This window comes from Stenotrophomonas sp. YJH_SMC_133 (assembly GCF_059370655.1).
In genome coordinates this window covers 140427-165064 of sequence record NZ_JCAFTW010000004.1, presented here as the reverse complement: position 1 = coordinate 165064, position 24638 = coordinate 140427, and the positions used below count along the sequence as shown (strand labels likewise).

Sequence of the window (24638 nt, the reverse complement as noted above, 5' to 3'; positions counted from 1 at the left end):
GCGACGGGCTGCGACGCTCGGTCGCAGCCTGTGGCGTTCACATGCCCGAGTAGTTCGGGCCGCCGCCGCCCTGCGGGGTCACCCACACGATGTTCTGGCTGGGGTCCTTGATGTCGCAGGTCTTGCAGTGCACGCAGTTCTGCGCGTTGATCTGCAGGCGCGCGCTGTCGGCTTCGCCGACGAACTCGTACACGCCGGCCGGGCAGTAGCGCGCTTCCGGGCCTGCGTACTCGGCCAGGTTCACCTTCACCGGAATGCTCGGGTCCTTCAGCGTCAGGTGGCTGGGCTGGTTCTCGTCGTGGTTGGTGCTGCTCAGGAACACCGAGCTGAGCCGGTCGAAGGTCAGCACGCCATCCGGCTTCGGGTAGGCGATGCGGGTGTGCTTGGCGGCCGGTTCCAGGCAGGCGTGGTCGGGCTGGGTGCGGTGCAGGGTCCACGGCGGGTTGCGCACGCCCAGCTTGGGAAGCAGCCACTGCTCCACGCCGGTCATCAGCGTGGCCACGGTCTGGCCCTTCTTGAACCACTGCTTGAAGTTCTTGGCCTGCTGCAGTTCGGTGAACAGCCAGCTGGCTTCGAACGCCGTCGGGTAGGCACTCAGTTCATCGTGCTGGCGGTCGGCGGCCAGTGCATCGAACGCGGCGTCGGCGCACAGCATGCCGGTCTTGATCGCGGCGTGGCTGCCCTTGATGCGGCTGGCGTTGAGGTAGCCGGCCTCGCAGCCGACCAGCGCGCCACCGGGGAACACCGTCTTCGGCAGCGACAACAGGCCACCGGCGGTGATCGCACGCGCGCCGTAACCGATGCGGGTGCCACCCTCCAGGTGCTTGCGGATGGACGGATGGGTCTTGAAACGCTGGAACTCTTCAAACGGGCTCAGCCACGGGTTCCTGTAGTCCAGGCCGACCACGTAGCCGATGGCGACCTTGCCGCCGTCGGCGTGGTACAGGAACGCGCCGCCGTAGGTGTCGCTGTCCAGCGGCCAGCCAGCAGCATGCACCACCAGGCCCGGCTCATGCTTGGCCGGGTCGATCTGCCACAGTTCCTTGATGCCGATGCCGTAGGCCTGCGGGTCCTTGCCTTCGTCAAGTTTGTAGCGAGCGATCAGCTGGCGGCCCAGGTGGCCGCGTGCGCCTTCGGCGAAGATCGTGTACCTGGCGTGCAGCGCCATGCCGCGCTCGAAGGCCGGGCCGATGCTGCCGTCCTTCTCGATGCCCATGTCGCCGGTCGCCACGCCGATCACTTCACCGTTGTCGCCATACAGCACTTCGGCGGCGGCGAAGCCCGGGAAGATCGCCACTTCCAGCGCCTCGGCCTGCTGCGCCAGCCAGCGGGTCACTTCGCCCAGGCTGATGATGTAGTTGCCTTCGTTGTGGAAGCACTCCGGCAGCAGCGCGTTGGGCGTGCTGCGTGCGCCGGTTTCGCTGAGGAACAGGAATTCGTCGCGGGTGACCTTCTGCTTCAGCGGTGCGCCACGCTCGGCCCAGTCCGGGAACAGTTCGGTCAGCGCGCGCGGATCCATCACCGCGCCGGACAGCACGTGCGCGCCTGGTTCGGACCCCTTCTCCAGCACGCACACCGACAACTCGCGGCCGGCTTCGATCGCGCGCTGGCGCAGGCGGATCGCGGTGGCCAGGCCGGCGGGGCCGGCGCCGACGATCACCACGTCGAATTCCATTACTTCACGCGGGGGCAGGGCGTTGGCTTCAGCGCTCATCGATTGCATGACTCGTGGGTAGGGCCGGCATCGGGGCCACCGGCGGTGCCTGGGAATCGCGCGTGCAGCCACGGGCGAAACGGTTGTTTGAATGTGTCAGGGTACCGGGACGCGCGTGATCGAGCTAGATCGCCGATGTTCACGTCATGATTGCTGCGGTGCAGCGTAATGCTCGTGGCCGGGTAGGTGCCAACCTTGGTTGGCACATTGTTTCACCGCCCGGACCTGCATCCGTGTGGACCAAGGTCCACACCTACCAGACGCGATGCTTGCGGATGACCGACAATGGCCCGGTCCTGACTGCGCGTGAGTGCCATGGCTTTGCATCCGTACGATCTGTTCGATGTCCGTTCCCTGCTCAACGAGGAAGAGCGCGCGGTGCAGGAGAGCGTCGCCCGTTTCACCAACGAGCGCGTGCTGCCGATCATCGGCGATGCCTTCGACCAGGCCCGCTTCCCCGATGAACTGGTGCCGGAGATCGCGTCACTGGGCCTGCTCGGTGCGACCCTGCCGACCGAGTACGGCGGTGGTGGCCTCGGCGCGGTCAGCTACGGCCTGATCTGCCAGGAGCTGGAGCGCGGCGATTCGGGCCTGCGCAGCTTCGTCTCGGTGCAGAGCTCGCTGTGCATGTACCCGATCTACGCCTATGGCAGCGAGGAACAGCGCCAGCAGTGGCTGCCGGCGATGGCGCGCGGCGAACTGATCGGCTGCTTCGGCCTGACCGAGGCGCATGGGGGTTCCGATCCGGCCAGCATGAAGACCCGCGCGGTGCGCGACGGCAGCGACTGGCGCATCAGCGGCAGCAAGATGTGGATCACCAGCGGCCCGGTGGCCGACCTGGCCATCGTCTGGGCGCAGACCGAGGACGGCATCCAGGGTTTCGTGCTGCAAAAGGGCATGGCCGGCTTCACCACGCAGGAGATCAAGCACAAGATGAGCCTGCGCGCATCGCTGACCGGGGCGCTGTTCTTTGATGACGTGCGCGTGCCTGACAGCCACCGGCTGCCGAACGTGAAGGGCCTGAAGGGGCCGCTGGGCTGCCTGACCCAGGCCCGCTATGGCATCAGCTGGGGCCCGATCGGTGCGGCGATTGCCTGCCTGGATGAAGCGCTGGGTTATGCCAAGGAGCGCGTGTTGTTCGGTCGCCCGCTGGCGGCCACGCAGAGCGCGCAGATCAAGCTGGCCGAGATGGCCCGCCGCATCACCACCGCGCAGCTGCTGGCCCTGCAGCTGGGCCGCCTGAAGGAAGCCGGCCAGCTGCAGCCGCAGCAGGTCAGCCTGGCCAAGTGGAACAACTGCCGCATGGCGATCGACATCGCCCGCGAATGCCGTGACCTGCTGGGTGGCGCCGGCATCACCACCGAACACGTGGCGATCCGGCACGCGCTGAACCTCGAATCGGTGATCACCTATGAAGGCACCGAGACCGTGCACCAGCTGGTGATCGGCCGCGAACTGACCGGCATCAATGCGTTCTGAGTGCACCGGTAGTGCCGGCCGCTGGCCGGCATTGAGTTGGTAGTGCCGGCCGCTGGCCGGCATTGCCCAGTAGCGTACTCGCAGGCGAGCGATCGGTGTATCGAACCGCGCACTGTACCGAGATGGGTTCAAGGACAGCCTGTACCGCGCGGCTGTTGGGTCCGCCTTGAAGCGAGCCGAGCACCGCAGGTCCGGCGGGGGCGAAGAGGCGCGGGTGTCTGAGCGCAGCGAGTTCCGCGCCGCCCCCCGGCGGGCCGAGGAGCGCAGGGCACCGGTGCGCAGCACCGGCTCGCGGATGGCGGCGCGTTTCTTTTGGTTACTTTTCTTTCCGCGCGGAAAGAAAAGTAACGCCCATGAACGCATGCGCCCGCCACAGCAACGACCAGGCAGAAGAGAGACGCGTGGCGTTACGCCCCGCCGGCAAACCCGTGCTGCCGCCACGCCTCGTACATCACCACGGCAACGGTGTTGGAAAGATTGAGGCTGCGGTTGTCCGGCCGCATTGGCAGGCGCAGGCGGCGGCCATCGGGCAAGGCATCGAGCACGTCCTGCGGCAGGCCGCGGCTTTCCGGGCCGAACAGGAAGGCATCACCGTCTTCGAACGCCACGCTGTCATAGCGGACGCTGGCACGCGTACTGAGGGCGAACAACCGCTTCGGTGCGATCCGCGCCAGCGCGGTGTCCAGGTCGGGGTGCACCTGCAGGCGCGAATACTCGTGGTAGTCCAGGCCGGCGCGCTTGAGCTGCTTGTCTTCCAGTGCGAAGCCGAGCGGCTCGACCAGGTGCAGCTGCGCGCCGGTGTTGGCGCAGAGCCGGATCACATTGCCCGTGTTGGGCGGGATTTCCGGTTGGAACAGGATCACGTGGAACTGGGGCGCGGCATTCATCGGCGCAGTGTACCTGCGACGACCGCCGCCTTTACGGCGCACGCCCTGCGCGAGGCAGGGCGGCACCGCTTACGGGCGCAGCAGGATCTGGGCGGTTTCGGTGGCCAGGGCCTGCAGGTCGGCGGCGCTCGGACGCACCTGCAGGGCCGGCAGGTTGACGATCACCTGGTTGGCGACGCTGGTGGCGGCTGCGGCCAGGGTGGCGGCGTAGCGCTGGGCTTCCAGCTCGGCGGCCAGGGCGACGCGCTGTTCCAGGCTCGGGCGCACTTCCACCGAGGCCAGGGTGGTGATCGGCATCGCGGCGGCGACCGGGGCGGCGACGTAGCCGCTGCGCTCGGCCAGCTGGTCGGCACTTGGGCGCACTTCCACGGTGGCCAGGGTCGGGATGCCACTGGCCTGTTCCCAGGCCCGCTGGGCCAACTGGTCGGCGGCCGGGCGAACCTGCACGGTGGACAGGGTCTTGATGGATTCGGAGGCCTGCACCGACGAAACAACCGCGGTGCCGGCGATCAGGGCGATGGCGATGGCAATGGTCTTGGCGTTCATGACGGGGCCTGTTTAGTGTTGGTGATCAGTGGTGTGGTAGTAAGGTAGTACACCAATTCTGGGCTTGCAAGGAAAATTTTCGATTTCCTTCGTTTGTTCAGTCTTCAGTCAGCTTTTGTCTGAAGCCCTTCCTGGTGCAGGAAGTACCAAGCAATCCCCGTGCCAACTTTTAATCATTGATTTGCAAGGGTTTTATGGTCATCGAAAAGTGTCCGGCGGGCGGACACCTGTCCATTCGATGTGCTGCGGACACTGTCCGGACGTTGCTGGCGGGTGCTTGTGACGGCTCGGACAGGGCAGATCGGCTCCGCAGATGGCGCACAGGGGCAATCACCCCCAGTGACTGGCGACCGATTCCTGCCGTTGCGCGCGCACGCTAGGATCGGGGTTCACCTATGTGACCAAGGATCCGGATATGTCTCTCGCCCTTCGCCCGCGCACTGCGCTGCTGGCCGTTGCCCTCAGCACCGCCCTGGGCACGCTTGTGCCTTCCCATGCGTTGGCGGCAAAGCCGGCCGCACCGGCCAAGGTCGATATCCCGTATGAGCAGTTCACCCTGCCCAACGGCCTGCGCGTGATCGTGCACACCGATCGCAAGGCGCCGATCGTCGCGGTCAACGTCTGGTATCACGTCGGCAGCAAGGACGAACCGGCCGGCCGCACCGGCTTCGCGCACCTGTTCGAACACCTGATGTTCCAGGGCAGCGAAAACCACGACGGCGAGTTCTTCGAGCCGTTCAAGCAGGTCGGCGCCACCAACCAGAACGGCACCACCAATACCGACCGCACCAACTACTTCGAGAACGTGCCCACCACTGCGCTGGACATGGCGCTGTGGATGGAATCGGACCGCATGGGCCATCTGGTCGGTGCGATCGACCAGGCGGCGCTGGACGAGCAGCGTGGCGTGGTGCAGAACGAGAAGCGCCAGGGCGAGAACCAGCCCTACGGCCAGGCCTGGGACCAGCTCAACAAGGCGCTGTATCCAGTTGGCCACCCGTACCACCACGGCGTGATCGGTTCGATGAACGATCTGAACGCGGCGTCGCTGGATGACGTGAAGACCTGGTTCCGCACCTGGTACGGCCCGAACAACGCCGTGCTGGTGCTGGCTGGCGACATCGACCTGGCCACCGCCAAGGAAAAGGTTGGCAAGTACTTCGGCAGCATCCCGGCCGGCCCGACCATGGCGCAGCCGGCGGTGAACGTGGCCAAGCGCAGCGCCGACACGCGCGAGACGATGACCGACAAGGTGCCGCAGGCGCGTATCTACCGCGCCTGGAACGTGCCGCAGGTCGGTACCACCGAGGTCGATCAGCTGCAGCTGTTCGCGCAGGTACTGGGCGGTGCCAAGTCCTCGCGGCTGAGCCAGCGCCTGCAGCACCAGGACAAGCTGGTGGACAGCATCGCGGCAGGCCTGTCGACGTCGCAGCTGGGTTCGAACTTCGTGATCATGGCGACGGTCAAGCAGGGCCAGGACCCTGCCAAGGTCGAGAAGATCATCGACGAGGAACTGGACCGGCTGATCAAGCAGGGCCCGACCGCGGCCGAGCTGGAGCGCGCCAAGACCGGTGCCCGCGCCGGTTTCATCCGCGGCATCGAACGCATCGGCGGCTTCGGCGGCAAGGCCGACGCACTGGCCGAGTGCGCGGTGTTCACCGGCGACCCGGGCTGCTTCCGCACCTCGCTGGCCAACATCGAGAAGGCCAGTGCTGCTGATCTGAGCCGTCTGGGCGCGCAGTGGCTGGACAAGGGCAGCCACACCCTGGTGATTGCACCGGGTGAGCGCGTGGCGCTGAAGGAAGACCCGAGCCAAGCGCCGAAGCCGTTCAACGTGCCGGCGGTGGACCCCAAGTACAGCACGCTGCCCGAGCAGGTCGACCGCAAGGCCGGCGTACCGCAGACCCGCGAGTTCCCGCAGCTGAAGTTCCCGGCGCTGCAGCGCGCCACGCTGAAGAACGGCACCCAGGTGATCCTGGCCGAGCGCCACGAGATTCCGGTGGTGCAGTTCAGCTACCAGTTCCCGGGTGGCTTCAGCGCCGACCAGGGCCGCAAGCCGGGCACCGCCAACTTCACCATGAGCCTGATGACCGAAGGCGCCGGCAAGCTCGGCTCGCTGGCCTTCGCCGATGCTGCTGACGCACTGGGCGCCAGCCTGGATGCCTCGGCCGGCCTGGACTCCATGAGCGTGGACCTGTCGGCGCTGAAGGAAAACCTGGCACCGTCGCTGGCGCTGTATCGGGACCTGCTGCGCGAACCGCGCTTCGAGCAGGGTGAGATCGACCGGGTCAAGGCGAGCTGGATTGCCGGCATCCAGCAGGAGAAGGTCAACCCGGGTGCGGTGGCGATGCGCGTGCTGCCGCCGCTGCTGTACGGCAAGGGCCACCCGTATGCCATTCCGTTCACCGGCAGCGGTGACGAAGCAGCGATCAACGGCCTGACCCGCGAAGACCTGGTCGACTTCCACCGCGACTGGCTGCGCCCGCAGAACGGAACCCTGATCGTGGTCGGTGACACCACCCTGGCCGAGATCGTGCCGCTGCTGGACAAGCAGCTGGGCGACTGGAAGGCTGCGGGCGACGCCCCGCAGGTGAAGGCCGCCACCGACGTGGCATTGCCGAAGGGCCCGCGCGTGTTCCTGATCGACCAGCCGGGTGCGGTGCAGGCCAACCTGTTCGCCAGCCAGGTGGTGGCGCCGTCCAGCGCCGCCACTTCGACCCGCTTCGATATTGCCAACGGCGTGATCGGCGGCGACTTCACCTCGCGCCTGAACATGAACCTGCGTGAGGACAAGCACTGGTCGTACGGTGCGCGCAGCAGCGCGATCAACTCGGTGGGCCAGCGCCCGTGGATGGCCAGCGCGCCGGTGCAGATCGACAAGACCGGCCCGGCGATGGCGGAAATGCGCAAGGAAATCGCCGCGTTCGCCGATGGCAGCAAGCCGGCCACCGCCGCCGAGGTCAACCGCATCCGCAACATCCAGACCCTGAGCCTGCCCGGTGCCTACGAGACCGCCAGCGCGGTCGCCTCGACCATCGGTTCGATCGTGCAGTTCAAGCGTCCGGACGACTACGTGCTGCGTCGCAAGGCCGAGATCGAGGCGATGACCCCGGCGCAGGTGCAGCAGGCCGCCGCCGAGATCAAGCCACAGGCGCTGACCTGGGTGGTGGTGGGTGATCTCAAGCAGACCGAAGCGGCCGTGCGTGCGCTGAACCTGGGCGAGGTGACGGTGATCGACGCCGAAGGCAACCCGGTCAAGAAATGAGGGATGCGCCTGCCCGCCCCCGCGGGCAGGCCTCCCCAGGTAGTGCCGGCCGCTGGCCGGCAACCTTGCCGTGGTAGTGCCGGCCGCTGGCCGGCAACGCCGTGACCCGAAGGCGGGGTCACAGCCCCCTGCGAGGGATCCGTCCCCCCACCGGCTACCCCCGATTCAGGCTGTTCAGGCAGAATCCCTCCATACCCTTCCAGGATCTGCCCATGCGCGTTCTGCTGCTTTCCTCCCTGCTGCTCACCGTCACCGCCTGTACCTGGGTGCCGATCGAACCGGCCGGCAAGGCAACCCGTGTGCTGCCGGCAGGCCCGGTTCCGGCCGGCTGCATCGCCAAGGGCGAGGTGGTGGTTACCGTGAAGAGCAAGGTCGGCTTCTACAACCGCAACCCGCTGCGCGTGCAGGAAGAGCTGGAAACCCTGGCCCGCAACGAGGCCCCGAGCGCCGGCGCCAATGCCGTGCAGGCCGCTGCGGCCCCGGCCGATGGCAGCCAGCGCTTCGCCGCATTCCAGTGCCCGCCGCGCTGAACGCTTCACCATACGGCCAAGGCTGAATTCGTAAAGATGCGGTGAAGGCCCCGGGGGTTATAGAATAGCGCCCCCTTTTGCCTGAGCCTTGGCGCTAACCTCGATGCTCTTCAAGAATGTCTCGATCGCCGGCCTGGCACACGTCGACGCGCCGCATACGCTGACCACCAAGGAAATCAACGAACGCCTGCAGCCGACGTTGGATCGCCTGGGTATCCGCACCGACGTGCTCGGCGACATCGCCGGCATCCACGCGCGCCGCCTGTGGGACAACGGCGTGCTGGCGTCCGACGCTGCCACCATGGCAGGCCGCAAGGCACTGGAAGACGCAGGCATCAATGCGACGCAGGTCGGCCTGCTGGTCAACACCTCGGTCAGCCGCGACTACCTGGAGCCGTCCACGGCCTCCATCGTCTCGGGCAACCTCGGCGTCAGCGACGAGTGCATGACCTTCGACGTCGCCAATGCCTGCCTGGCCTTCATCAACGGCATGGACATCGCCGCGCGCATGATCGAGCGCGGTGACATCGACTACGCGCTGGTGGTGGACGGCGAGACCGCCAACCTGGTGTACGAGAAGACCCTGGAGCGCATGACCGCCCCGGACGTCACCGCCGACGATTTCCGCAACGAGCTGGCCGCCCTGACCACCGGTTCGGGTGCCGCGGCGATGGTGATGGCGCGCTCGGAGCTGGTGCCGGACGCGCCGCGCTACAAGGGCGGCGTGACGCGCTCGGCCACCGAGTGGAACCAGCTGTGCCTGGGCAACCTGGACCGCATGGTCACCGACACCCGCCTGCTGCTGATCGAAGGCATCAAGCTGGCACAGAAGACCTTCACCGCTGCCAAGATCGCCTTGGGCTGGGCCGTGGAAGAGCTGGACCAGTTCGTGATCCACCAGGTCAGCCAGCCGCACACCGCCGCGTTCATCAAGAACTTCGGCATCGACCCGAAGAAGGTCATGACCATCTTCGGCGAGCACGGCAACATCGGCCCGGCCTCGGTGCCGATCGTGCTGAGCAAGCTCAAGCAGCTGGGCAAGCTGAAGAAGGGCGATCGCATCGCGCTTCTGGGTATCGGCTCGGGCCTGAACTGCTCGATGGCTGAAGTGGTCTGGTAAAAGAGTCACCGCTGACCTGCTGCACGACGGGCAGCGATGATTTTTCCAAGTGTTCAAGGGCCGGTTTACCGGCCCTTTCTACAGGTGCGATCCGATGTCCCAGCTTCCCGGTTACCCCGCCCACCCGCAGCGCTTCGAGGTACGCCCCGGCCTGTCGATGAACTATCTCGACGAAGGCCCGCGCGACGGCGAGGTGGTGGTGATGGTGCATGGCAACCCGTCGTGGAGCTATTACTGGCGCACGCTGGTCGCCGGCCTGTCGGACACGTACCGCTGCATCGTGCCGGACCACATCGGCATGGGCCTGTCGGACAAGCCCGATGACAGCCGCTACGAGTACACGCTGCAGTCGCGCGTTGACGACCTCGATGCGCTGCTCAAGCATCTGGGCATCACCGGCCCGGTGACCCTGGCGGTGCACGACTGGGGCGGCATGATCGGTTTCGGCTGGGCGCTGTCGCACCACGACCAGGTCAAGCGCCTGGTGGTGCTCAATACCGCTGCATTCCCGATGCCGGCGGCGAAGAAGATGCCGTGGCAGATCGCGCTGGGCCGCCACTGGAAGATCGGCGAGTGGATCATCCGCACCTTCAACGCGTTCTCCTCCGGTGCCTCGTGGCTGGGCGTGGAGCGGAAGATGCCGGCCGACGTGCGCCGCGCCTACGTGTCGCCGTACAACAGCTGGGCCAACCGCATCAGCACCATCCGCTTCATGCAGGACATCCCGCTGTCGCCGGCCGACAAGGCGTGGTCGCTGCTGGAGCGTGCCGGCAAGGCGCTGCCGTCGTTCGCCGACCGGCCGGCCTTCCTCGGCTGGGGCCTGCGCGACTTCGTGTTCGACCACCACTTCCTGAAGGGCTTCCAGGCCGCGCTGCCGCAGGCCCAGGTACATGCGTTCGAGGACGCCGGCCACTACGTGCTGGAAGACAAGCACGAAGTGCTGGTGCCGGAGATCCGCGCCTTTCTGGACAAGAACCCGATCTGATCGGTGTGCCGACCAACGGTCGGCATCCACCCCTTCCTCTTCCGGTGGGTGCCGACCGTTGGTCGGCACACCCGAAGGGTTGATGAGGTTGCCGGCCAGCGGCCGGCACTACCATTACGCGGCGACCGGCGCCTGCGGCGGCGAGGAAGGGCTGTTGCCGTTGTCGTCCGGATGGTCGTCGTCATTGTCGGCGTCATCGCGCCAGCGCCAGTCGGCCGGCGTCAACGGATCCAGGCCATAGGCGATGCGCGCCTTGTCGCACTGCGGGCTGGCCTTGCCGTACTCCCACGATGCATCCACCTCGCGGCACACGCTGGGCCGGTTGGGATGGATGGTGCAGCGTGAATACACGCCGATCTGCGCATCCAGCGCCACGCAGCGCACCGGCTTGGAATGGGTGCCGCGCATGCACAGGCGGTGCGGGTCCAGCACCTCGGTGAGCTGGTGCGGCACGCCGCCGGGGGTGACCTCGTCTGATTCCATCCAGTGGAAGGCCACGCGGTACTGAGTGCAGCAGGCGCCGCAGGTCATGCAGGGATGTTGCATGGGCAAGCCGCCTCGGGCGGCAGTCGGAATCAGGAACGAGGGTGCGGATTTTCCACGAAGTGGGCCGCCGCGCAAGAAATTCCGTAAGCGGCGACAATGAACGGATGAACCGACCCTGCAATATTGCCGCCCGCTTGCCTGAACTGGCGCGTGAACGGCCAGATCAGATCGCCATCCGCTGCCCTGGCCGCCGTGGCGCCGGCAACGGCATGGCCGCCTACGACGTGACCCTGGATTACCGCCAGCTGGACGCCCGCAGCGACGCCATGGCGGCCGGCCTGGCCGGCTACGGGATCGGCCGTGGAGTGCGCACGGTGGTGATGGTGCGGCCGTCGCCGGAGTTCTTCCTGCTGATGTTTGCCCTGTTCAAGCTGGGCGCGGTGCCGGTGCTGGTCGACCCGGGCATCGACAGGCGCGCGCTGAAGCAGTGCCTGGACGAGGCGCAGCCGGAGGCCTTCATCGGCATTCCGCTGGCGCACGTGGCGCGGCTGGTGCTGCGCTGGGCCCCCTCGGCGGCGCGCCTGGTGACCGTGGGCCGCCGCCTCGGCTGGGGCGGGACCACGCTGGCCGCGCTGGAGCGCGCCGGCGCCAAGGGTGGGCCGATGCTGGCCGCCACCGACGGCGAGGACATGGCCGCGATCCTGTTCACCAGCGGCTCCACCGGCGTGCCCAAGGGCGTGGTCTACCGCCACCGCCACTTCGTCGGCCAGATCCAGCTGCTGGGCAGCGCCTTCGGCATGGAAGCGGGCGGGGTGGACCTGCCGACCTTCCCGCCGTTCGCCCTGTTCGATCCTGCGCTGGGCCTGACCTCGGTCATCCCGGACATGGACCCGACCCGGCCGGCACAGGCCGACCCGGTCCGCCTGCATGACGCCATCCAGCGCTTCGGCGTGACCCAGCTGTTCGGCTCGCCGGCGCTGATGCGGGTGCTGGCGAAGCATGGCCGGCCGCTGCCGACGGTGACCCGGGTGACCTCGGCGGGTGCGCCGGTGCCGCCGGACGTGGTCGCCACCATCCGCAGCCTGCTGCCGGCCGACGCGCAGTTCTGGACGCCGTATGGCGCCACCGAGTGCCTGCCGGTAGCGGTGGTCGAAGGCCGCGAGCTGGAACGCACGCGCGCCGCCACCGAGGCCGGCGCCGGCACCTGCGTGGGCAGCGTGGTGGCGCCGAACGAAGTGCGCATCATCGCCATCGATGACGCGCCGCTGGCCGACTGGTCGCAGGCGCGCGTGCTGGCGGTTGGCGAAGTGGGAGAAATCACGGTGGCTGGCCCGACCGCCACCGACAGCTACTTCAACCGCCCGCAGGCCACGGCTGCAGCGAAGATCCGCGAGACGCTGGCCGATGGCAGCACCCGCGTGGTGCATCGCATGGGCGACGTCGGTTACTTCGATGCACAGGGTCGCCTGTGGTTCTGCGGGCGCAAGACGCAGCGCGTGGAAACCGCGCGCGGACCGCTGTACACCGAACAGGTCGAGCCGGTGTTCAACACCGTCGCAGGCGTGGCGCGCACCGCGCTGGTCGGTGTCGGCGCCGCCGGTGCGCAGGTGCCGGTGCTGTGCGTGGAACTGCTGCGCGGCCAGTCCGACAGCCCGGCGCTGCAGGAAGCGCTGCGTGCGCATGCCGCAGCGCGCACGCCTGAGGCCGGCCTGCAGCACTTCCTGGTGCATCCGGCGTTCCCCGTCGATATCCGTCACAACGCCAAGATCGGCCGCGAGAAGCTCGCCGTCTGGGCCAGCGCCGAACTGGAGAAGCGCGCATGAAGATCCTGGTCACCGGTGGTGGTGGGTTCCTTGGCCAGGCGCTGTGCCGCGGGCTGGTCGAACGTGGCCACCAGGTACTGGCGTTCAACCGCAGCCATTACCCGGAGCTGCAGGTGATGGGCGTGGGCCAGATCCGTGGCGACCTGGCCGACCCGCAGGCGGTCCTGCATGCGGTGGCCGGCGTCGATGCGGTATTCCACAACGGTGCCAAGGCCGGTGCGTGGGGCAGCTATGACAGCTACCACCAGGCCAATGTGATCGGCACCGACAACGTCATCGCGGCCTGTCGCGCGCACGGTATCGGCCGGCTGGTGTACACCTCCACGCCCAGCGTGACGCACCGGGCCACCCACCCGGTAGAAGGCCTCGGCGCCGACGAAGTGCCGTACGGCGAAGATTTCCAGGCGCCCTATGCGGCCACCAAGGCGATTGCCGAACAGCGCGTGCTGGCGGCCAATGACGCGTCGCTGGCGACGGTGGCGCTGCGTCCGCGCCTGATCTGGGGCCCTGGCGACCAGCAGCTGGTACCGCGCCTGGCCGAACGTGCACGACAGGGCCGCCTGCGCCTGGTGGGCGATGGCAGCAACAAGGTCGATACCACCTACATCGACAACGCCGCGCTTGCCCACTTCCTCGCCTTCGAGGCACTGGCGCCCGGTGCCGCATGTGCAGGCAAGGCCTACTTCATTTCCAACGGCGAACCGCTGCCGATGCGCGAGCTGGTCAACCAGCTGCTGGCCGCCGTGGGTGCACCGAGGGTGGACAAGGCGATCAGCTTCAAGACCGCGTACCGTATCGGCGCCATCTGCGAGCGGCTGTGGCCGCTGCTGCGCCTGCGTGGCGAGCCGCCGTTGACCCGGTTCCTGGCCGAGCAGCTGTGCACGCCGCACTGGTACAGCATGGAGCCCGCCCGCCGTGACTTCGGCTATGTGCCGCAGGTCAGCATCGAAGAAGGGCTGCGCAGGCTGAAGGCTTCATCTGCTGCTTAGATCGCCGTCACTGGTTGCACACCGCAGGATCGGGAGGATGGATCCACGCCATCCAAGGCTCGACCACCCGCGAGGAGCGCCATGCTGCATTACGCCATCATTTTCTTTGTCATCGCCATCATCGCCGCCGTTCTGGGTTTCTCCGGTATCGCCGGCGCCGCAACGAACATCGCCTGGATCCTGTTCGTGGTGTTCCTGATCCTTGCGGTGATCTCGATGTTCCGCAAGCGAGGCTAGCCGGTAGTGCCGGCCGCTGGCCGGCATCGCTTTCCGCAGAGTCGAGCCATGCTCGACTCTGCGGGCGATCACCACGTTACACAGCGCTCTGCAGCCCGCGATCGGCCTCATGGCGTTCCAACGCCAGTTCGATCAGGCGCGTGATCAGCGTGGTGTAGTCAACACCGCTGGCGCCCCACAACTTCGGGTACATGCTGATGCGGGTGAAGCCCGGCAGCGTGTTGACCTCGTTGATGACGATCTCGCCGTCTGCGGTGAGGAACACATCCACGCGCGCCATGCCCGCACACTCCAGCGTCTGGTAGGCCTGCCGCGCGATCTGCCGGATACGCGCCTGGGTGGCGGCGTCGATGTCGGCCGGCACCACCACGTCAGCGCCATTGGCATTGATGTACTTGGTGTCGTAGGCGTAGAACTCGTCGTGCACCACCACCTCGCCGCATACGCTGGCCTGCGGGTGCTCGTTGCCCAGCACCGCGCATTCGATCTCGCGGCCGACCACCGCCGATTCCACCAGCACCTTGTGGTCGTAGCGCAGCGCCAATGCCAGTGCCTCGGCAAAGCCCGCCGCATCCTTGACCTTGCTCACACCCACCGACGAACCCTGGTTGGCCGGCTTCACGAACAGCGGCAGGCCGAGCTGGGCGATCACCGCATCGGCATCCACCTCCGCGGCCTCATGGCGGCGGATGCACAGCCACGGCGCCACCTGCAGCCCCGCGTCGCGCAGCAGGCGCTTGGTCACGTCCTTGTCCATCGCCACCGCCGAGCCCAGTACCGGCGAACCGACGAAGGGCAGGTTGATCATGCGCAGCAGCCCCTGCAGCGCACCGTCTTCGCCGAGTGGCCCATGCACGATCGGCAACACCACATCGATCTGGCCCAGCGCACTGGCCGCATCGGACGGCTGCAGCTGCGCCTGCTCGGCGCCCGGGCGCACCGCCAGCGACTGGCCCGAGCGATGCAGCGCGATGAGCGACGGATCATCGGCATTGATCAGGAAGGTATCCGGCTGGCTCAGATGCCACTGGCCCTGCTTGTCGATGCCGACCAGCACCGGCTCGAAGCGCTCGCGATCAAGCGCATCGAGGATGTTCTTCGCCGACTGCAGCGAAACTTCGTGCTCGGAAGACTTGCCCCCGAAAATGATGCCAACCCGGGTCCGTGCCATGGGGAATGCGATGTCCTGTGCGTTGCGTGGCCCCATAGCATGAACCTTCATCGGCCCTCCGCGTGAGGCACAGATGAACCAGAAATCCATCCACGCATGGCGTGGATCTACCGTCCTCATGGCCCATCAACAGGGGTCGGAGCCCGTTGCGCTACAACGGGATCCGACCCCACGGACGACAGGAAACTGTCGAAGGCGGGGTGGGTCCGGTTGTGGGGGCGTGAGCCGCATGGATGCGGCGACCGAGCTTACATGGACGTACTTGCAGCGTCCCCCGCAACCGGACCCACCCCGCCATCCCACGGATAGCCAGCTTTTGATGTTGATCTTGCCGGCCAGCGGCCGGCACTACCACGGGTGCCGGGCGGCAGCCCGGCAGCCCGGCAGCCCGGCAGCCCGGCCCAAGCTCCCCACCCACGCAGGTAGAATGCGCACATGGCTCTCTCCCTGCTCAAGTCCCTCAAGCCGGTCGCTGGCCGCGCCCTGCAGATCGCCCTGAACCGCGCGCTGGCGCTGGATCCGGATACCCGCCATGCATTGGCCAGCCTCGACGGCCGGCATATCGACCTGACCCTGGAAGCGCCGGTGCTGGCGATGCGCATCAGCGTCGACGGCGACCAGCTGCGGGTCGGCCCGGTGGATGCGCAGGAAGCCGACCTGGCCGTGCGCAGCAGCCTGGCCGGCGTGCTGGCGCAGCTGCCGCTGCTGGCCAACGCGCGGCGCGGCGACAACAACGGCAAGGGCCGTGTGCGCGTGGCCGGCGATGCCGAGCTGGCGCGCCGCCTGCAGCAGCTGGCCAAGGGCTTCGATCCGGACTGGCAGCAGCCTTTCGTCAGCGTATTCGGCGAAGTACTGGGCGTGCAGGTCGCCAACACCCTGCGCAGCGCCCTGCAGCACGCGCGCCAGGGGGCGATCGATCTGGCCCACAGCGCCGCTGAGTTCATCACCGAGGAGTCGCGCGATGTGGTGCCGCGCGCCGAGCTGGATGCCTTCCACGACGACGTGGATGTGCTGCGCGATGACGTGGAGCGCCTTGGTGCACGCGTGCAGCGCCTGCGGGGTGCCGCATGAAGGCCGTGCTGCGGGCCAGCCGCATTGGCCGGGTGATCCTGCGTTACCGCCTCGACGACCTGCTGCAGGGCACGCCGGCCGAGCGCTGGCTGCGCCTGGCCAAGCCGTTCGTGCCGCGCGCCTCGGCCAGCATCGCCTCGCAGTCGCGCGGTGCGCGCCTGCGCCTGGCGCTGCAGGACCTCGGCCCGATCTTCGTCAAGTTCGGCCAGATCCTGTCCACCCGCCGCGACCTGGTGCCGCCGGACGTGGCCAACGAACTGACCCTGCTGCAGGACCGGGTCAAGCCGTTCGATGGTGAGACCGCGCGCCGCATCGTCGAGGACGCGCTCGGCCTGCCGGTCAGCGAGGCCTTCGCCAGCTTCGACACCGAACCGCTGGCTTCGGCCTCGATCGCGCAGGTGCACGCGGCCACGCTGGCCGATGGTCGCCAGGTGGTGGTCAAGGTACTTCGCCCGGGCATCGAGAAGCAGATCGACGCCGACATCGCCCTGCTCAATTCGCTGGCCGCCCTGGTCGAGCGCACCCATCCGCGCGCCGACAAGATCCGGCCGCGCGAAGTGGTGGCCGAGGTCGAGAACACCCTGGCCGCCGAGCTGGACCTGCAGCGCGAAGGCGCCAACGCCAGCGTGCTGCGCCGCTTCTGGGAAAACAGCGACGACCTGTACGTGCCGGAAGTGATCTGGAGCCACACCGCCGAGCGCGCGCTGACCCTGGAGCGCGTTTGGGGCATTCCGTCCGATGACATCGCTGCACTGGACAAGGCCGGCATCGACCGCAAGGCGCTGGCCGCCAAGGGCGTGCGGGTGTTCTATACCCAGGTGTTCCGCGACAACTTCTTCCACGCCGATGCGCACGCCGGCAACATCTGGGTCGACACCGATCCGGCGCGCCGTGCCAATCCGCGCTTCATCGCGCTGGACTTCGGCATCATGGGCCAGCTCTCGCAGGAAGATCAGTACTACCTGGCCGAGAACTTCATGGCCATCTTCAACCGCGATTACCGCCGCATCGCCGAACTGCACGTGCAGGCACGCTGGATGCCCGACCACGTACGCATCGACGATCTGGAAGCGGCCGTGCGTTCAGTGTGCGAGCCGTACTTCACCCGTCCGCTGTCGCAGATCTCGCTGGCCGAAGTGCTGATGAAGCTGTTCCGGGTGGCGCAGCGCTACCAGCTGACGCTGCAGCCGCAGCTGATCCTGCTGCAGAAGACCCTGCTGAACATCGAGGGCGTCGGCCGCCAGCTGGACCCGCAGATCGACATCTGGGCGGTGGCCAAGCCGGTGCTGGCGAAGATCCTGCGCGAGCGCTACAGCCCGCGCCGGGTGGTGCGCGAGCTGGGCAAGCGCCTGCCGGAAATCATGACCCATGCGCCGGACATGCCGCGGCTGGTGCACGCCTGGCTGACCCAGCAGGTGGAAGGCCGCCACGAACTGGCGATGCGTTCGCGCGATCTGGTCGCGCTCGACGCCAGCCTGCAGCGCCTGCAGAAGCGCGCCGTGGGCGCGATCACCGGTGTGGGCCTGCTCGCCATCGCTGCACTGATGTATGTGCTGCAGCCGCCGGGCTGGTACTGGGGCGACGTGCCGGCGTGGAGCTGGCTGTCCGGTGCGGTCGGCGTGGTGGCGCTGGCGCGCGCGTGGTGGCGCTGACTCCGGCAGATTGAAGATCGGCGGCAGGGTACGCCGCCGATCAATTACAGGCTCACCAGTGGTAGCCCAGGCCCAGGTGCGATTGCACACTCTGGAAGCTGTCCAGGCGCGTCCTGTGCCAGGTCTTGCCGATACCCACGTCCAGCACCAGATGCTCACCCAATGGCTGGCTGCGGCGCAGGAAGGCACGCCGTGCATCGTGCTCGCGCAGCAGCAGCGGATCGGACTCGGCGGTGTAGCCGGACGTGCCGCTGCCCAGCCACAGCTGGGTCGAACCACGGCCTTGCCCATCCTTCAGCCGCAGCGACAGTGTGGTGCCATGCCCATCCGGTCCATTGGACTGGCGGTGCCGTTCGTGGCGCAGTGAGGCAGTCACGCGCGGGAAGTAATGCGAGGCACCCACCGACCAGCCGCTCACATGGGCGCCGGCATGGTACTGGGCGTATTTGCCGCCCACGCTCAGTACGGTCTGCGGTGTCACTTTCCACTGGATGTCCTGGTTGACCTGGCGGTTGACGAACACCGGATCATCGTTGGATGCCGTGACAGCGGTGCGGGTGGACAGGCGCGGGCTCCAGCGATGGTGCAGCGAGCCCTGCATGCGGTTGCCGCTGAATCGCCTGCTGCCGTAGTCACGCTCGCCATGGGCCAACCCCAGGTGCCAGCGGCTGCCGCCACTGCGGCCGGCCACGTCCACGGTCTGTACGTCGCGCTTGCCGAAGCCATCGCTGTAGTCGGCATGGTCCAGTTGCACCGTGACACGGTCGACGCCGGCGTGGGCGCTGCAGACAGCCAGCAGCAGGGCGCATGGCAGTGCGCCGCGGATGATCAATCGCATGGGGTTACTCCAGGGGTTGGGAATGCAATGACTGCAGCAGCCGGTAGCGGCCGGGCGGCAGGTTTCGTTCCACGGTGATGCGCGGCCCGAACTGGCTTCCCGGCGCGACGATGCGGCCGGGCAGGATGATCACGCCGACGCCCAGCGCGGCACCTTCGCCGATCCAGGCGCCGAGCTTGTCGCGCTGGCTGTCGATGACGGTGTCGCCGATGTGGACGGTGACCGTTGCCCCATCCAGGCGATGGTTGCTGGTACGCACCAGGGCGCCGAGGTAGACCCGGTCATCGATGCGGCTGTCGGCGATGAAGCACTGCGGGCCGATGCTGACCTGGTTGCCCAACCGTGCGTTCTTCAGTTCGCTGGCAAAGCCGATACGCGTGCCGTCACCGATGCACAGCGGGCCGCGCAGCAGTGCGTTGTTGCCGATCAGGCAGTCGCGGCCGATCGACACCGGACCCTGGACATGGGCGCCGTCGCAGATGCGACTGCCGGCACCGATCCGTACGGCGCCGTGCAGGGTGGCCCGTGGCGAGACCTCCGCGTCGGGATCAGTGTGGGGCGCAAGTGTCGACAGTGCCTCGGCCATCGCGGCGAGGTCATTCCACCACATGCGGGTACCTCGTCGGCTTGTCGCGCACGGGTTCGCGGCCGGTGAACAGCCCCGCCAGGCCATGAAACAGCCAGATCGCATAGGCGAGCAGTACATACAGCATCGAGAAGGCCGCCGCCGGCACCAGCCACGCGCGTCGGTGGTGGATGGCACTGATCACTGCCAGCAGCATGACGATGCCGGTCCAGAACAGCGGCATCACCGACAGGGCAAGGCCACCCGGTCCGTGCAGCCGGGCCGCGCCGAACCATACCTGCAGCGACAGCATGATGCCGGCCAGGGCGAGCAGCATCATCGGCAGGATGCTGAAAATGCCGAAGCGTGTCAGCAGCAGGCGGCGATGCAGGCGCATGCATACCGCATAGCCGACGATCCAGCGTCGCCAGCGCCGCCATTCCTCCACCAGCGTGTTGCATTCCTGCGGGTAGACCACGCAGCGGATGCTCTGGCGAACCCGATAGCCCTGCGCAACCAGCGACCAGGACATGTCGAGGTCTTCCACGCGGGTGCGATCGGAAAATCCGACCTTGCGCAGCACCGAAGTACGGAACAGGCCACACGAGCCGGAAACGATGAACGGTGCGCCGCCCAGCCATTGCTGGAAGCTGCGCTTGATCACGATCATCGGCAGTTTCAGGCTGGCGCGCACATGGGGGAGGAAGCCGGCGCCCTGCAGGCTGGACGAGGGGACCCCGCCAACCGCATCGGCGCCGCGCTCGATCTCGGCCAGCAGATGACCCAGGCCATGGCTGCGCGGATCGATATGGGTATCTGCATCGGTCAGGAACACCTGCTCGGCGGTTGCGTGCTGCAGCCCGTGCATCAGCGCACCGCCCTTGCCGGTGTTGGCCTGGTGCACGGCCACCAGGCGCCCGGGCCAGCGCGCCTGCAGCGCATCAAGCACCTGAGCCGTGTTGTCGGTGGAACCATCGTTGACACAGATCACCCGCGCCACGTACGGGTTTTCCAGCAGGCTGGCCAGCGAGCGCTCCAGGCATGGGGCTTCGTTGTAGGCCGGCACGATCGCGTCGATGCTGTACAGGCGGGTGCTGGGCCGGCGCGAGGCCTGCACGCAGATTCGTACCAGGATGAAAGCGCACATGGCCAGGAACAACAGCGTCTTCATCAAAGCACCAGACGGTAGGGCAGGAAGCCCTCGCTGGGACCGATGCCGATCTGCTGGCCACGGAACTGCGCATGGCAGCGGAGGTGGCTTTCCTGCATGTAGTGGCGATCGCCCTGGCTGGCATGCTCGCGCAGCGCGTGGATCTTCAGCTCCAGCTGCGCGCTGATGTCCTCGAACACCTGCGGCGCGAACTGCGGCAGGGTGCTGGGACTCTCATAACAGAGGATCTGCGGAATGTGGCGGCAGGCGATGATCGACGCTTCGTGAACGGTGCGATGGTCCTGGTGATGATCCTCACCACACATCGTGTAGATGCGGTCTGGTTCGATCAGCGTGCAGACCTGTTCGATCGACGCAATGATGTCGTTGCGGCAGGTGGGGAATCGTGTGTCCGGGAAATCCTGCTGGATCACCTCGGCCACCCCGAGCCGGTGCAGGGCGCGATGCGATTCATCGCTGCGGTCGATGCCGGCGTGGCAGCCCCGGCCGCCACGGCTGAGTACCAGTGCATGGATGCGTGAGCCGGCGCGGGCGAGCTTTGCCAGGCTGCCACCGCAACCGAGTTCGATGTCATCTGGATGGGCACCGATTGCCAGAATGTTCAATGTCATGGCCGTGTCCTAGCGGAAGCCGGGTGCGCGGCGGCCAGGCATGCTGTCCCCGCGCGAAGGAGGCGGGAACTATCTCAGCGTGAAAATGCAGCGGCTCTAGGATTCATACGAAATTCCGGAATTCGGGTAAGAATGGACGCTGCGTCATGGCGAGCTCAGCGGAAAATGGCCCTGGAACTGTCGGAACTGAAGAACGAACTGGCCCACTTCGGTGCCGAAAACGACGCCCGTGAAGTCGAACGCGGCCGCCGCATGCTCAACATCACGCCAGATACGGGCGAATTCCTCGCGGTGCTGGTGCGCTTCGGCACTGCGCGCCGCGTACTGGAGATCGGCACCTCCAACGGCTATTCGACGCTGTGGCTGGCCGAGTCCGCCGCCGCCATCGACGGCCACGTGACTACGCTGGAATACGCCGAGGACAAGGCGGCGATGGCGCGTGACACCTTCGCGCGCAGTGGCCTGGCCGATCGCATCACGCTGGTCCACGACGATGCCGGGCCGTGGCTTGCAGAGGCCGCCGATGCCAGCATTGACCTGCTGTTCCTCGATTCGGACCGCGGGCAATACGCCGGCTGGTGGCCGCAGCTGCGCCGCGTGCTGCGGCCGGGTGGCCTGCTGGTGGTGGACAACGCCACCTCGCATGCGGGAGAGATGGAACCGCTGCGGACGCTGCTGGAGTCTGACGCGAACTTCAGCACCAGCCTGGTGCCGGTAGGCAACGGCGAGCTGCTGGCCGTACGCAACGCCTGACCGCCGTGCTGCCCGCGCCTGATCCGGTAGTGCCGGCCGCGCCTGATCTGGTAGTGCCGGTCGCGCCTGATCTGGTAGTGCCGGCCGCTCGGCAACCCCGGCAGCCAGACGATCCGCAGGCAGCCGGCCAGCGACCGGCTCTACCGCATTCAGTGCCCAGCCTCGATAATTCCGCCGTGAGCACCGAACCTGACACCCTCGCCGCGGTCGAGACTGAAACCGCGCCCCTGCAGCTGCTGCACCTGGATGAGCGCCTGGCCGTGGTCAACAAGCCTGCCGGGCTGATGGTCCACGACAGCAAGCTGGCCCGTGGCGAAGACGACTTCCTGGCCGACCGCCTGCGCGAGCAGCTGGGCCGCCCGATCTTCCTCGTGCATCGCCTGGACCGGGCCACCAGTGGCTGCCTGCTGCTGGCCTTTGACCGCGAGACCGCCAGTGCGCTGGGCAAGGCGCTGATGGGTGGCGAGGTGCTGAAGGACTACCTGACCGTCTGCCGGGGCTGGCCGGCCGAACTCGCCTGGCAGGTCGATCATGATCTGGACGGCGGCCCGGGCAAACCGGTGAAAAAGCCGGCGGTCACCGACTTCCAGCGCCTGGCCACCGGCGAGTTGTCGGTGCCGGTCGGTGAATTCACCCGCTCGCGTTATGCGTTGCTGCGCTGCCAGCCACAGACCGGGCGCTTCCGGCAGATCCGCCGGCACCTCAAGCACCTGTCGCATCACATGATCGGCGACACCAGCCATGGTGATGGCCGCCACAACCGCATCTTCCGCATGCAGGGCGTGCACCGCATGCTGCTGCACGCCGAGCGCCTGCGGTTCCCGCATCCTGAGGGCGGCAACGTGGATGTCAGTGCGCCGCTGGATCGTGAGTTCCAGAAGGCGCTGGACCTGTTCGGCTGGCAGGTGGACCTATAGACGGTCGTGCCGGCCGCTGGCCGGCATCTGCCTGATCCCAACCGTACGAGGTTGCCGGCCAGCGGCCGGCACGACCTCACTTCTTTTCCGGCTCGTTGACGATCGCTTCCAGGTCCTTCTGCAGGTCCGCGAACAGCGGCTGCATGCGCGCCTGGATCGCCACCATCACGTTCTGCATCAGGGCCGGGGTCTTGTCCAGCAGGCTCTGGCCGGCCGCGCTCTCGTAGAACTCGGCCATCGCCAGCACGTCTTCCTTGCTGAAAGTCTTCTTGTACAGGTCCACGTACATCGGCCGCAGCTGCTGCCAGGACAGTGCCTGGCGCAGGGTCTGGCTGGTCCGTGCCTGGATCCGCTTCAGCTGCTCCTGCTGCTGGGCATTGAGCTGGCGCTGTGCGGCCACCTGCTGGAACTGCTGCTGCTGCATCGCCTCGATCTGCGGCAGCATGGTGTCGATCATGCTCTGCGCACGTGACGCGGACAGCAGACGGTTGATGTCGCCATCGGTCGGCGGCGCGGCCAGGGCGGGGACACTGGCCACGGCCAGCGCCAGCAGCAGGGCGGCGCGGCGCAGCAGGGAGGGCAGGGCGGGTGCGGAGCGGGTCATGCGAAGCTTCCTGCGGTACATGGGACGGCCAGCATACCCGCAGCCAAGGCGAAGGCGGCGTGTTCGGTACCTGATCGGCGGCATACGGCGCGCGATGCGCACTCCGACACGTGGCTGCCGCTACAATGCGCGGATGGGCAGTGGACCGGTCACCATCAACGCGCAGCTTGAAATCCCCGACGGCGAGATCGTCGAGCGGTTCGTGCGTGCCAGCGGTGCCGGTGGCCAGAACGTCAACAAGGTCTCCACTGCGGTGGAACTGCGTTTCGACGTGGCCAACTCGCCCTCGTTGCCCGAACCGTTGCGCACGCGCCTGCTGGCGCGGCGTGACCGGCGCATGACCGGCGAAGGCGTGCTGGTCATCGACGCGCAACGTTTCCGTACCCAGGATCGCAATCGCGAGGATGCGCGCGAGCGGCTGGCGGCCTTCATCCAGGCCGGGCTGAGCGTGCCCAAACCGCGCAAGGCCACCAAGCCGACCCTCGGGTCGAAACTGCGTCGTCTGGACGCCAAACGCGGGCGCGCGCAGATCAAGCGCGGGCGCTCATCACGTGACTGGGAGTGATTGCTTGAACAACCCGACTCCGCTGCTGCCGGCCGTGCCGCCGCAGATGCCACAGGTCAAACCCAACGCCTTCCTGCGCTGGCTGGCGCGCTGCACCCTGCGCATGGGCGGCTGGAAGGTGACCGGCACCCTGCCTGACATCCCGCGCCTGGTGTTCATCATCGCGCCGCATTCGTCCAACTGGGACGGCCTGTGGGGCATGGCGGCCAAGATCGCGCTGGGCATGAAGGTGAAGGTGCTGGGCAAGGCCTCGCTGTTCTGGTGGCCGCTGGGGCCGCTGCTGCACAAGCTGGGCGTGATCCCGCTGGACCGCAGCTCGCCGCAGGGCACGGTGGGCCAGGCGGTGGACCTGCTGCGCAACAACGAGAAGATGTGGTTCGCCATCACCCCCGAGGGCACCCGAAAGGCGGTGAAGGAGTGGAAGGCCGGCTTCCTGAAGATCGCCCGGATGGCCGACGTGCCGATCCTGGCCGCCTATTTCCATTACCCGGAAAAGACCATCGGCATCGGCCCGCTGTTCCAGCCGACCGGCGACGATGCTGCCGACATGGCCGCCATCCGCGAGTTCTACCGGCCGTGGATCGGCAAGACCCGCGGCACGGTCTGAGCCGGCCGCAGGCCGTCGCATAGACGCCACGTCCGGCACATGCCGGGCGAGC

Annotated in this window: 24 protein-coding genes; 14 read left to right on the top strand and 10 right to left on the bottom strand. The window is 67.3% G+C overall.

Annotated elements, in window-relative coordinates; translation table 11 throughout:
• Positions 1–37: 37 nt before the first annotated feature.
• On the bottom strand, positions 38–1714 hold the full coding sequence (locus tag AC5P78_RS07315; protein WP_043034974.1) for an electron transfer flavoprotein-ubiquinone oxidoreductase: 1677 nt from the start codon (positions 1712–1714) through the stop codon (positions 38–40).
• Positions 1715–2029: 315 nt separating this feature from the next.
• Between AC5P78_RS07315 and AC5P78_RS07310 the strand changes: the two genes are divergently transcribed.
• Positions 2030–3193, top strand: a complete 1164-nt coding sequence (locus tag AC5P78_RS07310) for an acyl-CoA dehydrogenase family protein (RefSeq protein WP_044569360.1) — start codon at positions 2030–2032, stop codon at positions 3191–3193.
• Between the two features lie 407 nt (positions 3194–3600).
• Here AC5P78_RS07310 and AC5P78_RS07305 read toward each other — a convergent pair whose 3' ends face one another.
• Entirely contained in the window at positions 3601–4080 is a 480-nt protein-coding gene (locus tag AC5P78_RS07305; RefSeq protein WP_005407625.1) for a tRNA (cytidine(34)-2'-O)-methyltransferase, read from the bottom strand.
• Between the two features lie 69 nt (positions 4081–4149).
• The gene (locus tag AC5P78_RS07300) at positions 4150–4626 is read right to left on the bottom strand and encodes an XAC0231 family protein (protein ID WP_012478767.1); all 477 of its coding nucleotides are present in this window, start codon (positions 4624–4626) and stop codon (positions 4150–4152) included.
• A 415-nt stretch (positions 4627–5041) separates the two neighbouring features.
• On the opposite strand from AC5P78_RS07300, the gene AC5P78_RS07295 reads away from it, so the two are divergent.
• The 4 genes from AC5P78_RS07295 to AC5P78_RS07280 all read left to right on the top strand — a co-directional run bounded on the left by AC5P78_RS07295 (position 5042) and on the right by AC5P78_RS07280 (position 10526).
• The gene (locus AC5P78_RS07295) at positions 5042–7891 is read left to right on the top strand and encodes a M16 family metallopeptidase (protein ID WP_012478768.1); all 2850 of its coding nucleotides are present in this window, start codon (positions 5042–5044) and stop codon (positions 7889–7891) included.
• A 212-nt stretch (positions 7892–8103) separates the two neighbouring features.
• Positions 8104–8421 carry a DUF4156 domain-containing protein gene (locus AC5P78_RS07290; RefSeq protein WP_005407628.1) on the top strand — a complete coding sequence of 106 codons (318 nt, stop codon included), beginning with the start codon at positions 8104–8106 and terminating at the stop codon, positions 8419–8421.
• A 103-nt stretch (positions 8422–8524) separates the two neighbouring features.
• Complete coding sequence (locus AC5P78_RS07285; protein WP_004135358.1) at positions 8525–9541, top strand: 3-oxoacyl-ACP synthase III; 1017 nt, start codon at positions 8525–8527, stop codon at positions 9539–9541.
• Between the two features lie 94 nt (positions 9542–9635).
• Positions 9636–10526: an alpha/beta fold hydrolase gene (locus AC5P78_RS07280; protein ID WP_012478769.1), complete on the top strand. Its 891-nt coding sequence runs from the start codon at positions 9636–9638 to the stop codon at positions 10524–10526.
• A gap of 114 nt (positions 10527–10640) precedes the next feature.
• Here AC5P78_RS07280 and AC5P78_RS07275 read toward each other — a convergent pair whose 3' ends face one another.
• A complete protein-coding gene (locus tag AC5P78_RS07275; protein WP_005407630.1) occupies positions 10641–11072 on the bottom strand; it encodes a YkgJ family cysteine cluster protein in 432 nt (143 codons plus the stop codon).
• Between the two features lie 104 nt (positions 11073–11176).
• Between AC5P78_RS07275 and oleC the strand changes: the two genes are divergently transcribed.
• The 3 genes from oleC (at position 11177) to AC5P78_RS07260 (ending at position 14061) form a co-directional block, all read left to right on the top strand.
• On the top strand, positions 11177–12835 hold the full coding sequence (gene oleC, locus AC5P78_RS07270; protein WP_012478770.1) for an olefin beta-lactone synthetase: 1659 nt from the start codon (positions 11177–11179) through the stop codon (positions 12833–12835).
• Positions 12832–13824 carry a 2-alkyl-3-oxoalkanoate reductase gene (oleD, locus tag AC5P78_RS07265; protein ID WP_012478771.1) on the top strand — a complete coding sequence of 331 codons (993 nt, stop codon included), beginning with the start codon at positions 12832–12834 and terminating at the stop codon, positions 13822–13824. Before oleC ends, oleD begins: the two co-directional genes overlap by 4 nt.
• An 81-nt stretch (positions 13825–13905) precedes the next feature.
• Entirely contained in the window at positions 13906–14061 is a 156-nt protein-coding gene (locus AC5P78_RS07260) for a DUF1328 domain-containing protein (RefSeq protein ID WP_005407633.1), read from the top strand.
• A 76-nt stretch (positions 14062–14137) separates the two neighbouring features.
• Here the strand turns inward: AC5P78_RS07260 and ddlA are convergent, their stop codons facing one another.
• On the bottom strand, positions 14138–15232 hold the full coding sequence (gene ddlA / locus AC5P78_RS07255; protein ID WP_044571124.1) for a D-alanine--D-alanine ligase: 1095 nt from the start codon (positions 15230–15232) through the stop codon (positions 14138–14140).
• A gap of 435 nt (positions 15233–15667) precedes the next feature.
• On the opposite strand from ddlA, the gene AC5P78_RS07250 reads away from it, so the two are divergent.
• Together AC5P78_RS07250 and ubiB are read left to right on the top strand one after the other, a co-directional pair.
• Positions 15668–16303 (top strand): ubiquinone biosynthesis accessory factor UbiJ, encoded by a 636-nt coding sequence (locus AC5P78_RS07250; RefSeq protein ID WP_012478773.1) that lies wholly within the window; start codon positions 15668–15670, stop codon positions 16301–16303.
• Positions 16300–17955, top strand: coding sequence for a ubiquinone biosynthesis regulatory protein kinase UbiB (ubiB, locus tag AC5P78_RS07245; RefSeq protein WP_012478774.1), 1656 nt, complete (start codon positions 16300–16302; stop codon positions 17953–17955). Before AC5P78_RS07250 ends, ubiB begins: the two co-directional genes overlap by 4 nt.
• Positions 17956–18007: 52 nt before the next feature.
• Here ubiB and AC5P78_RS07240 read toward each other — a convergent pair whose 3' ends face one another.
• Genes AC5P78_RS07240 through AC5P78_RS07225 form a run of 4 tightly spaced genes read right to left on the bottom strand, consistent with a single transcriptional unit; the run spans position 18008 to position 21140 of the window.
• Positions 18008–18793, bottom strand: coding sequence for a YaiO family outer membrane beta-barrel protein (locus AC5P78_RS07240; protein WP_012478775.1), 786 nt, complete (start codon positions 18791–18793; stop codon positions 18008–18010).
• A 4-nt stretch (positions 18794–18797) separates the two neighbouring features.
• Positions 18798–19403, bottom strand: a complete 606-nt coding sequence (locus tag AC5P78_RS07235) for an LbetaH domain-containing protein (RefSeq protein WP_044569363.1) — start codon at positions 19401–19403, stop codon at positions 18798–18800.
• Positions 19390–20529 carry a glycosyltransferase family 2 protein gene (locus AC5P78_RS07230; RefSeq protein WP_012478777.1) on the bottom strand — a complete coding sequence of 380 codons (1140 nt, stop codon included), beginning with the start codon at positions 20527–20529 and terminating at the stop codon, positions 19390–19392. Before AC5P78_RS07230 ends, AC5P78_RS07235 begins: the two co-directional genes overlap by 14 nt.
• Positions 20529–21140 (bottom strand): PIG-L deacetylase family protein, encoded by a 612-nt coding sequence (locus AC5P78_RS07225; protein ID WP_012478778.1) that lies wholly within the window; start codon positions 21138–21140, stop codon positions 20529–20531. Before AC5P78_RS07225 ends, AC5P78_RS07230 begins: the two co-directional genes overlap by 1 nt.
• A 165-nt stretch (positions 21141–21305) precedes the next feature.
• On the opposite strand from AC5P78_RS07225, the gene AC5P78_RS07220 reads away from it, so the two are divergent.
• Together AC5P78_RS07220 and AC5P78_RS07215 are read left to right on the top strand one after the other, a co-directional pair.
• Complete coding sequence (locus AC5P78_RS07220) at positions 21306–21893, top strand: O-methyltransferase (RefSeq protein WP_044569365.1); 588 nt, start codon at positions 21306–21308, stop codon at positions 21891–21893.
• A gap of 176 nt (positions 21894–22069) precedes the next feature.
• The gene (locus AC5P78_RS07215) at positions 22070–22810 is read left to right on the top strand and encodes a pseudouridine synthase (protein WP_012478780.1); all 741 of its coding nucleotides are present in this window, start codon (positions 22070–22072) and stop codon (positions 22808–22810) included.
• A gap of 76 nt (positions 22811–22886) precedes the next feature.
• On the opposite strand, the gene AC5P78_RS07210 is transcribed toward AC5P78_RS07215, so the two are convergent.
• Positions 22887–23414 carry a DUF2059 domain-containing protein gene (locus AC5P78_RS07210; protein ID WP_005407643.1) on the bottom strand — a complete coding sequence of 176 codons (528 nt, stop codon included), beginning with the start codon at positions 23412–23414 and terminating at the stop codon, positions 22887–22889.
• A gap of 133 nt (positions 23415–23547) precedes the next feature.
• Here AC5P78_RS07210 and arfB point away from each other — a divergent pair, with 133 nt between their 5' ends.
• Both arfB and AC5P78_RS07200 read left to right on the top strand, forming a co-directional pair.
• Positions 23548–23979: an alternative ribosome rescue aminoacyl-tRNA hydrolase ArfB gene (gene arfB / locus AC5P78_RS07205; protein WP_005407644.1), complete on the top strand. Its 432-nt coding sequence runs from the start codon at positions 23548–23550 to the stop codon at positions 23977–23979.
• 4 nt (positions 23980–23983) lie between these two features.
• Positions 23984–24586 carry a lysophospholipid acyltransferase family protein gene (locus tag AC5P78_RS07200; RefSeq protein WP_005407645.1) on the top strand — a complete coding sequence of 201 codons (603 nt, stop codon included), beginning with the start codon at positions 23984–23986 and terminating at the stop codon, positions 24584–24586.
• Positions 24587–24638 lie beyond the last annotated feature (52 nt).

Coding starts and splice junctions, on each gene's coding strand:
- AC5P78_RS07225 (WP_012478778.1), bottom strand. CDS start 21,140: ATGACATTGAACATTCTGGCAATCGGTGCCCATCCAGATGACATCGAA.
- AC5P78_RS07235 (WP_044569363.1), bottom strand. CDS start 19,403: ATGTGGTGGAATGACCTCGCCGCGATGGCCGAGGCACTGTCGACACTT.
- AC5P78_RS07295 (WP_012478768.1), top strand. CDS start 5,042: ATGTCTCTCGCCCTTCGCCCGCGCACTGCGCTGCTGGCCGTTGCCCTC.
- ddlA (WP_044571124.1), bottom strand. CDS start 15,232: ATGGCACGGACCCGGGTTGGCATCATTTTCGGGGGCAAGTCTTCCGAG.
- AC5P78_RS07275 (WP_005407630.1), bottom strand. CDS start 11,072: ATGCAACATCCCTGCATGACCTGCGGCGCCTGCTGCACTCAGTACCGC.
- AC5P78_RS07315 (WP_043034974.1), bottom strand. CDS start 1,714: ATGAGCGCTGAAGCCAACGCCCTGCCCCCGCGTGAAGTAATGGAATTC.
- AC5P78_RS07210 (WP_005407643.1), bottom strand. CDS start 23,414: ATGACCCGCTCCGCACCCGCCCTGCCCTCCCTGCTGCGCCGCGCCGCC.
- AC5P78_RS07220 (WP_044569365.1), top strand. CDS start 21,306: ATGGCCCTGGAACTGTCGGAACTGAAGAACGAACTGGCCCACTTCGGT.
- AC5P78_RS07285 (WP_004135358.1), top strand. CDS start 8,525: ATGCTCTTCAAGAATGTCTCGATCGCCGGCCTGGCACACGTCGACGCG.
- AC5P78_RS07290 (WP_005407628.1), top strand. CDS start 8,104: ATGCGCGTTCTGCTGCTTTCCTCCCTGCTGCTCACCGTCACCGCCTGT.
- oleC (WP_012478770.1), top strand. CDS start 11,177: ATGAACCGACCCTGCAATATTGCCGCCCGCTTGCCTGAACTGGCGCGT.
- AC5P78_RS07250 (WP_012478773.1), top strand. CDS start 15,668: ATGGCTCTCTCCCTGCTCAAGTCCCTCAAGCCGGTCGCTGGCCGCGCC.
- AC5P78_RS07305 (WP_005407625.1), bottom strand. CDS start 4,080: ATGAATGCCGCGCCCCAGTTCCACGTGATCCTGTTCCAACCGGAAATC.
- AC5P78_RS07260 (WP_005407633.1), top strand. CDS start 13,906: ATGCTGCATTACGCCATCATTTTCTTTGTCATCGCCATCATCGCCGCC.
- AC5P78_RS07310 (WP_044569360.1), top strand. CDS start 2,030: ATGGCTTTGCATCCGTACGATCTGTTCGATGTCCGTTCCCTGCTCAAC.
- AC5P78_RS07300 (WP_012478767.1), bottom strand. CDS start 4,626: ATGAACGCCAAGACCATTGCCATCGCCATCGCCCTGATCGCCGGCACC.
- oleD (WP_012478771.1), top strand. CDS start 12,832: ATGAAGATCCTGGTCACCGGTGGTGGTGGGTTCCTTGGCCAGGCGCTG.
- ubiB (WP_012478774.1), top strand. CDS start 16,300: ATGAAGGCCGTGCTGCGGGCCAGCCGCATTGGCCGGGTGATCCTGCGT.
- AC5P78_RS07240 (WP_012478775.1), bottom strand. CDS start 18,793: ATGCGATTGATCATCCGCGGCGCACTGCCATGCGCCCTGCTGCTGGCT.
- arfB (WP_005407644.1), top strand. CDS start 23,548: ATGGGCAGTGGACCGGTCACCATCAACGCGCAGCTTGAAATCCCCGAC.
- AC5P78_RS07280 (WP_012478769.1), top strand. CDS start 9,636: ATGTCCCAGCTTCCCGGTTACCCCGCCCACCCGCAGCGCTTCGAGGTA.
- AC5P78_RS07230 (WP_012478777.1), bottom strand. CDS start 20,529: ATGAAGACGCTGTTGTTCCTGGCCATGTGCGCTTTCATCCTGGTACGA.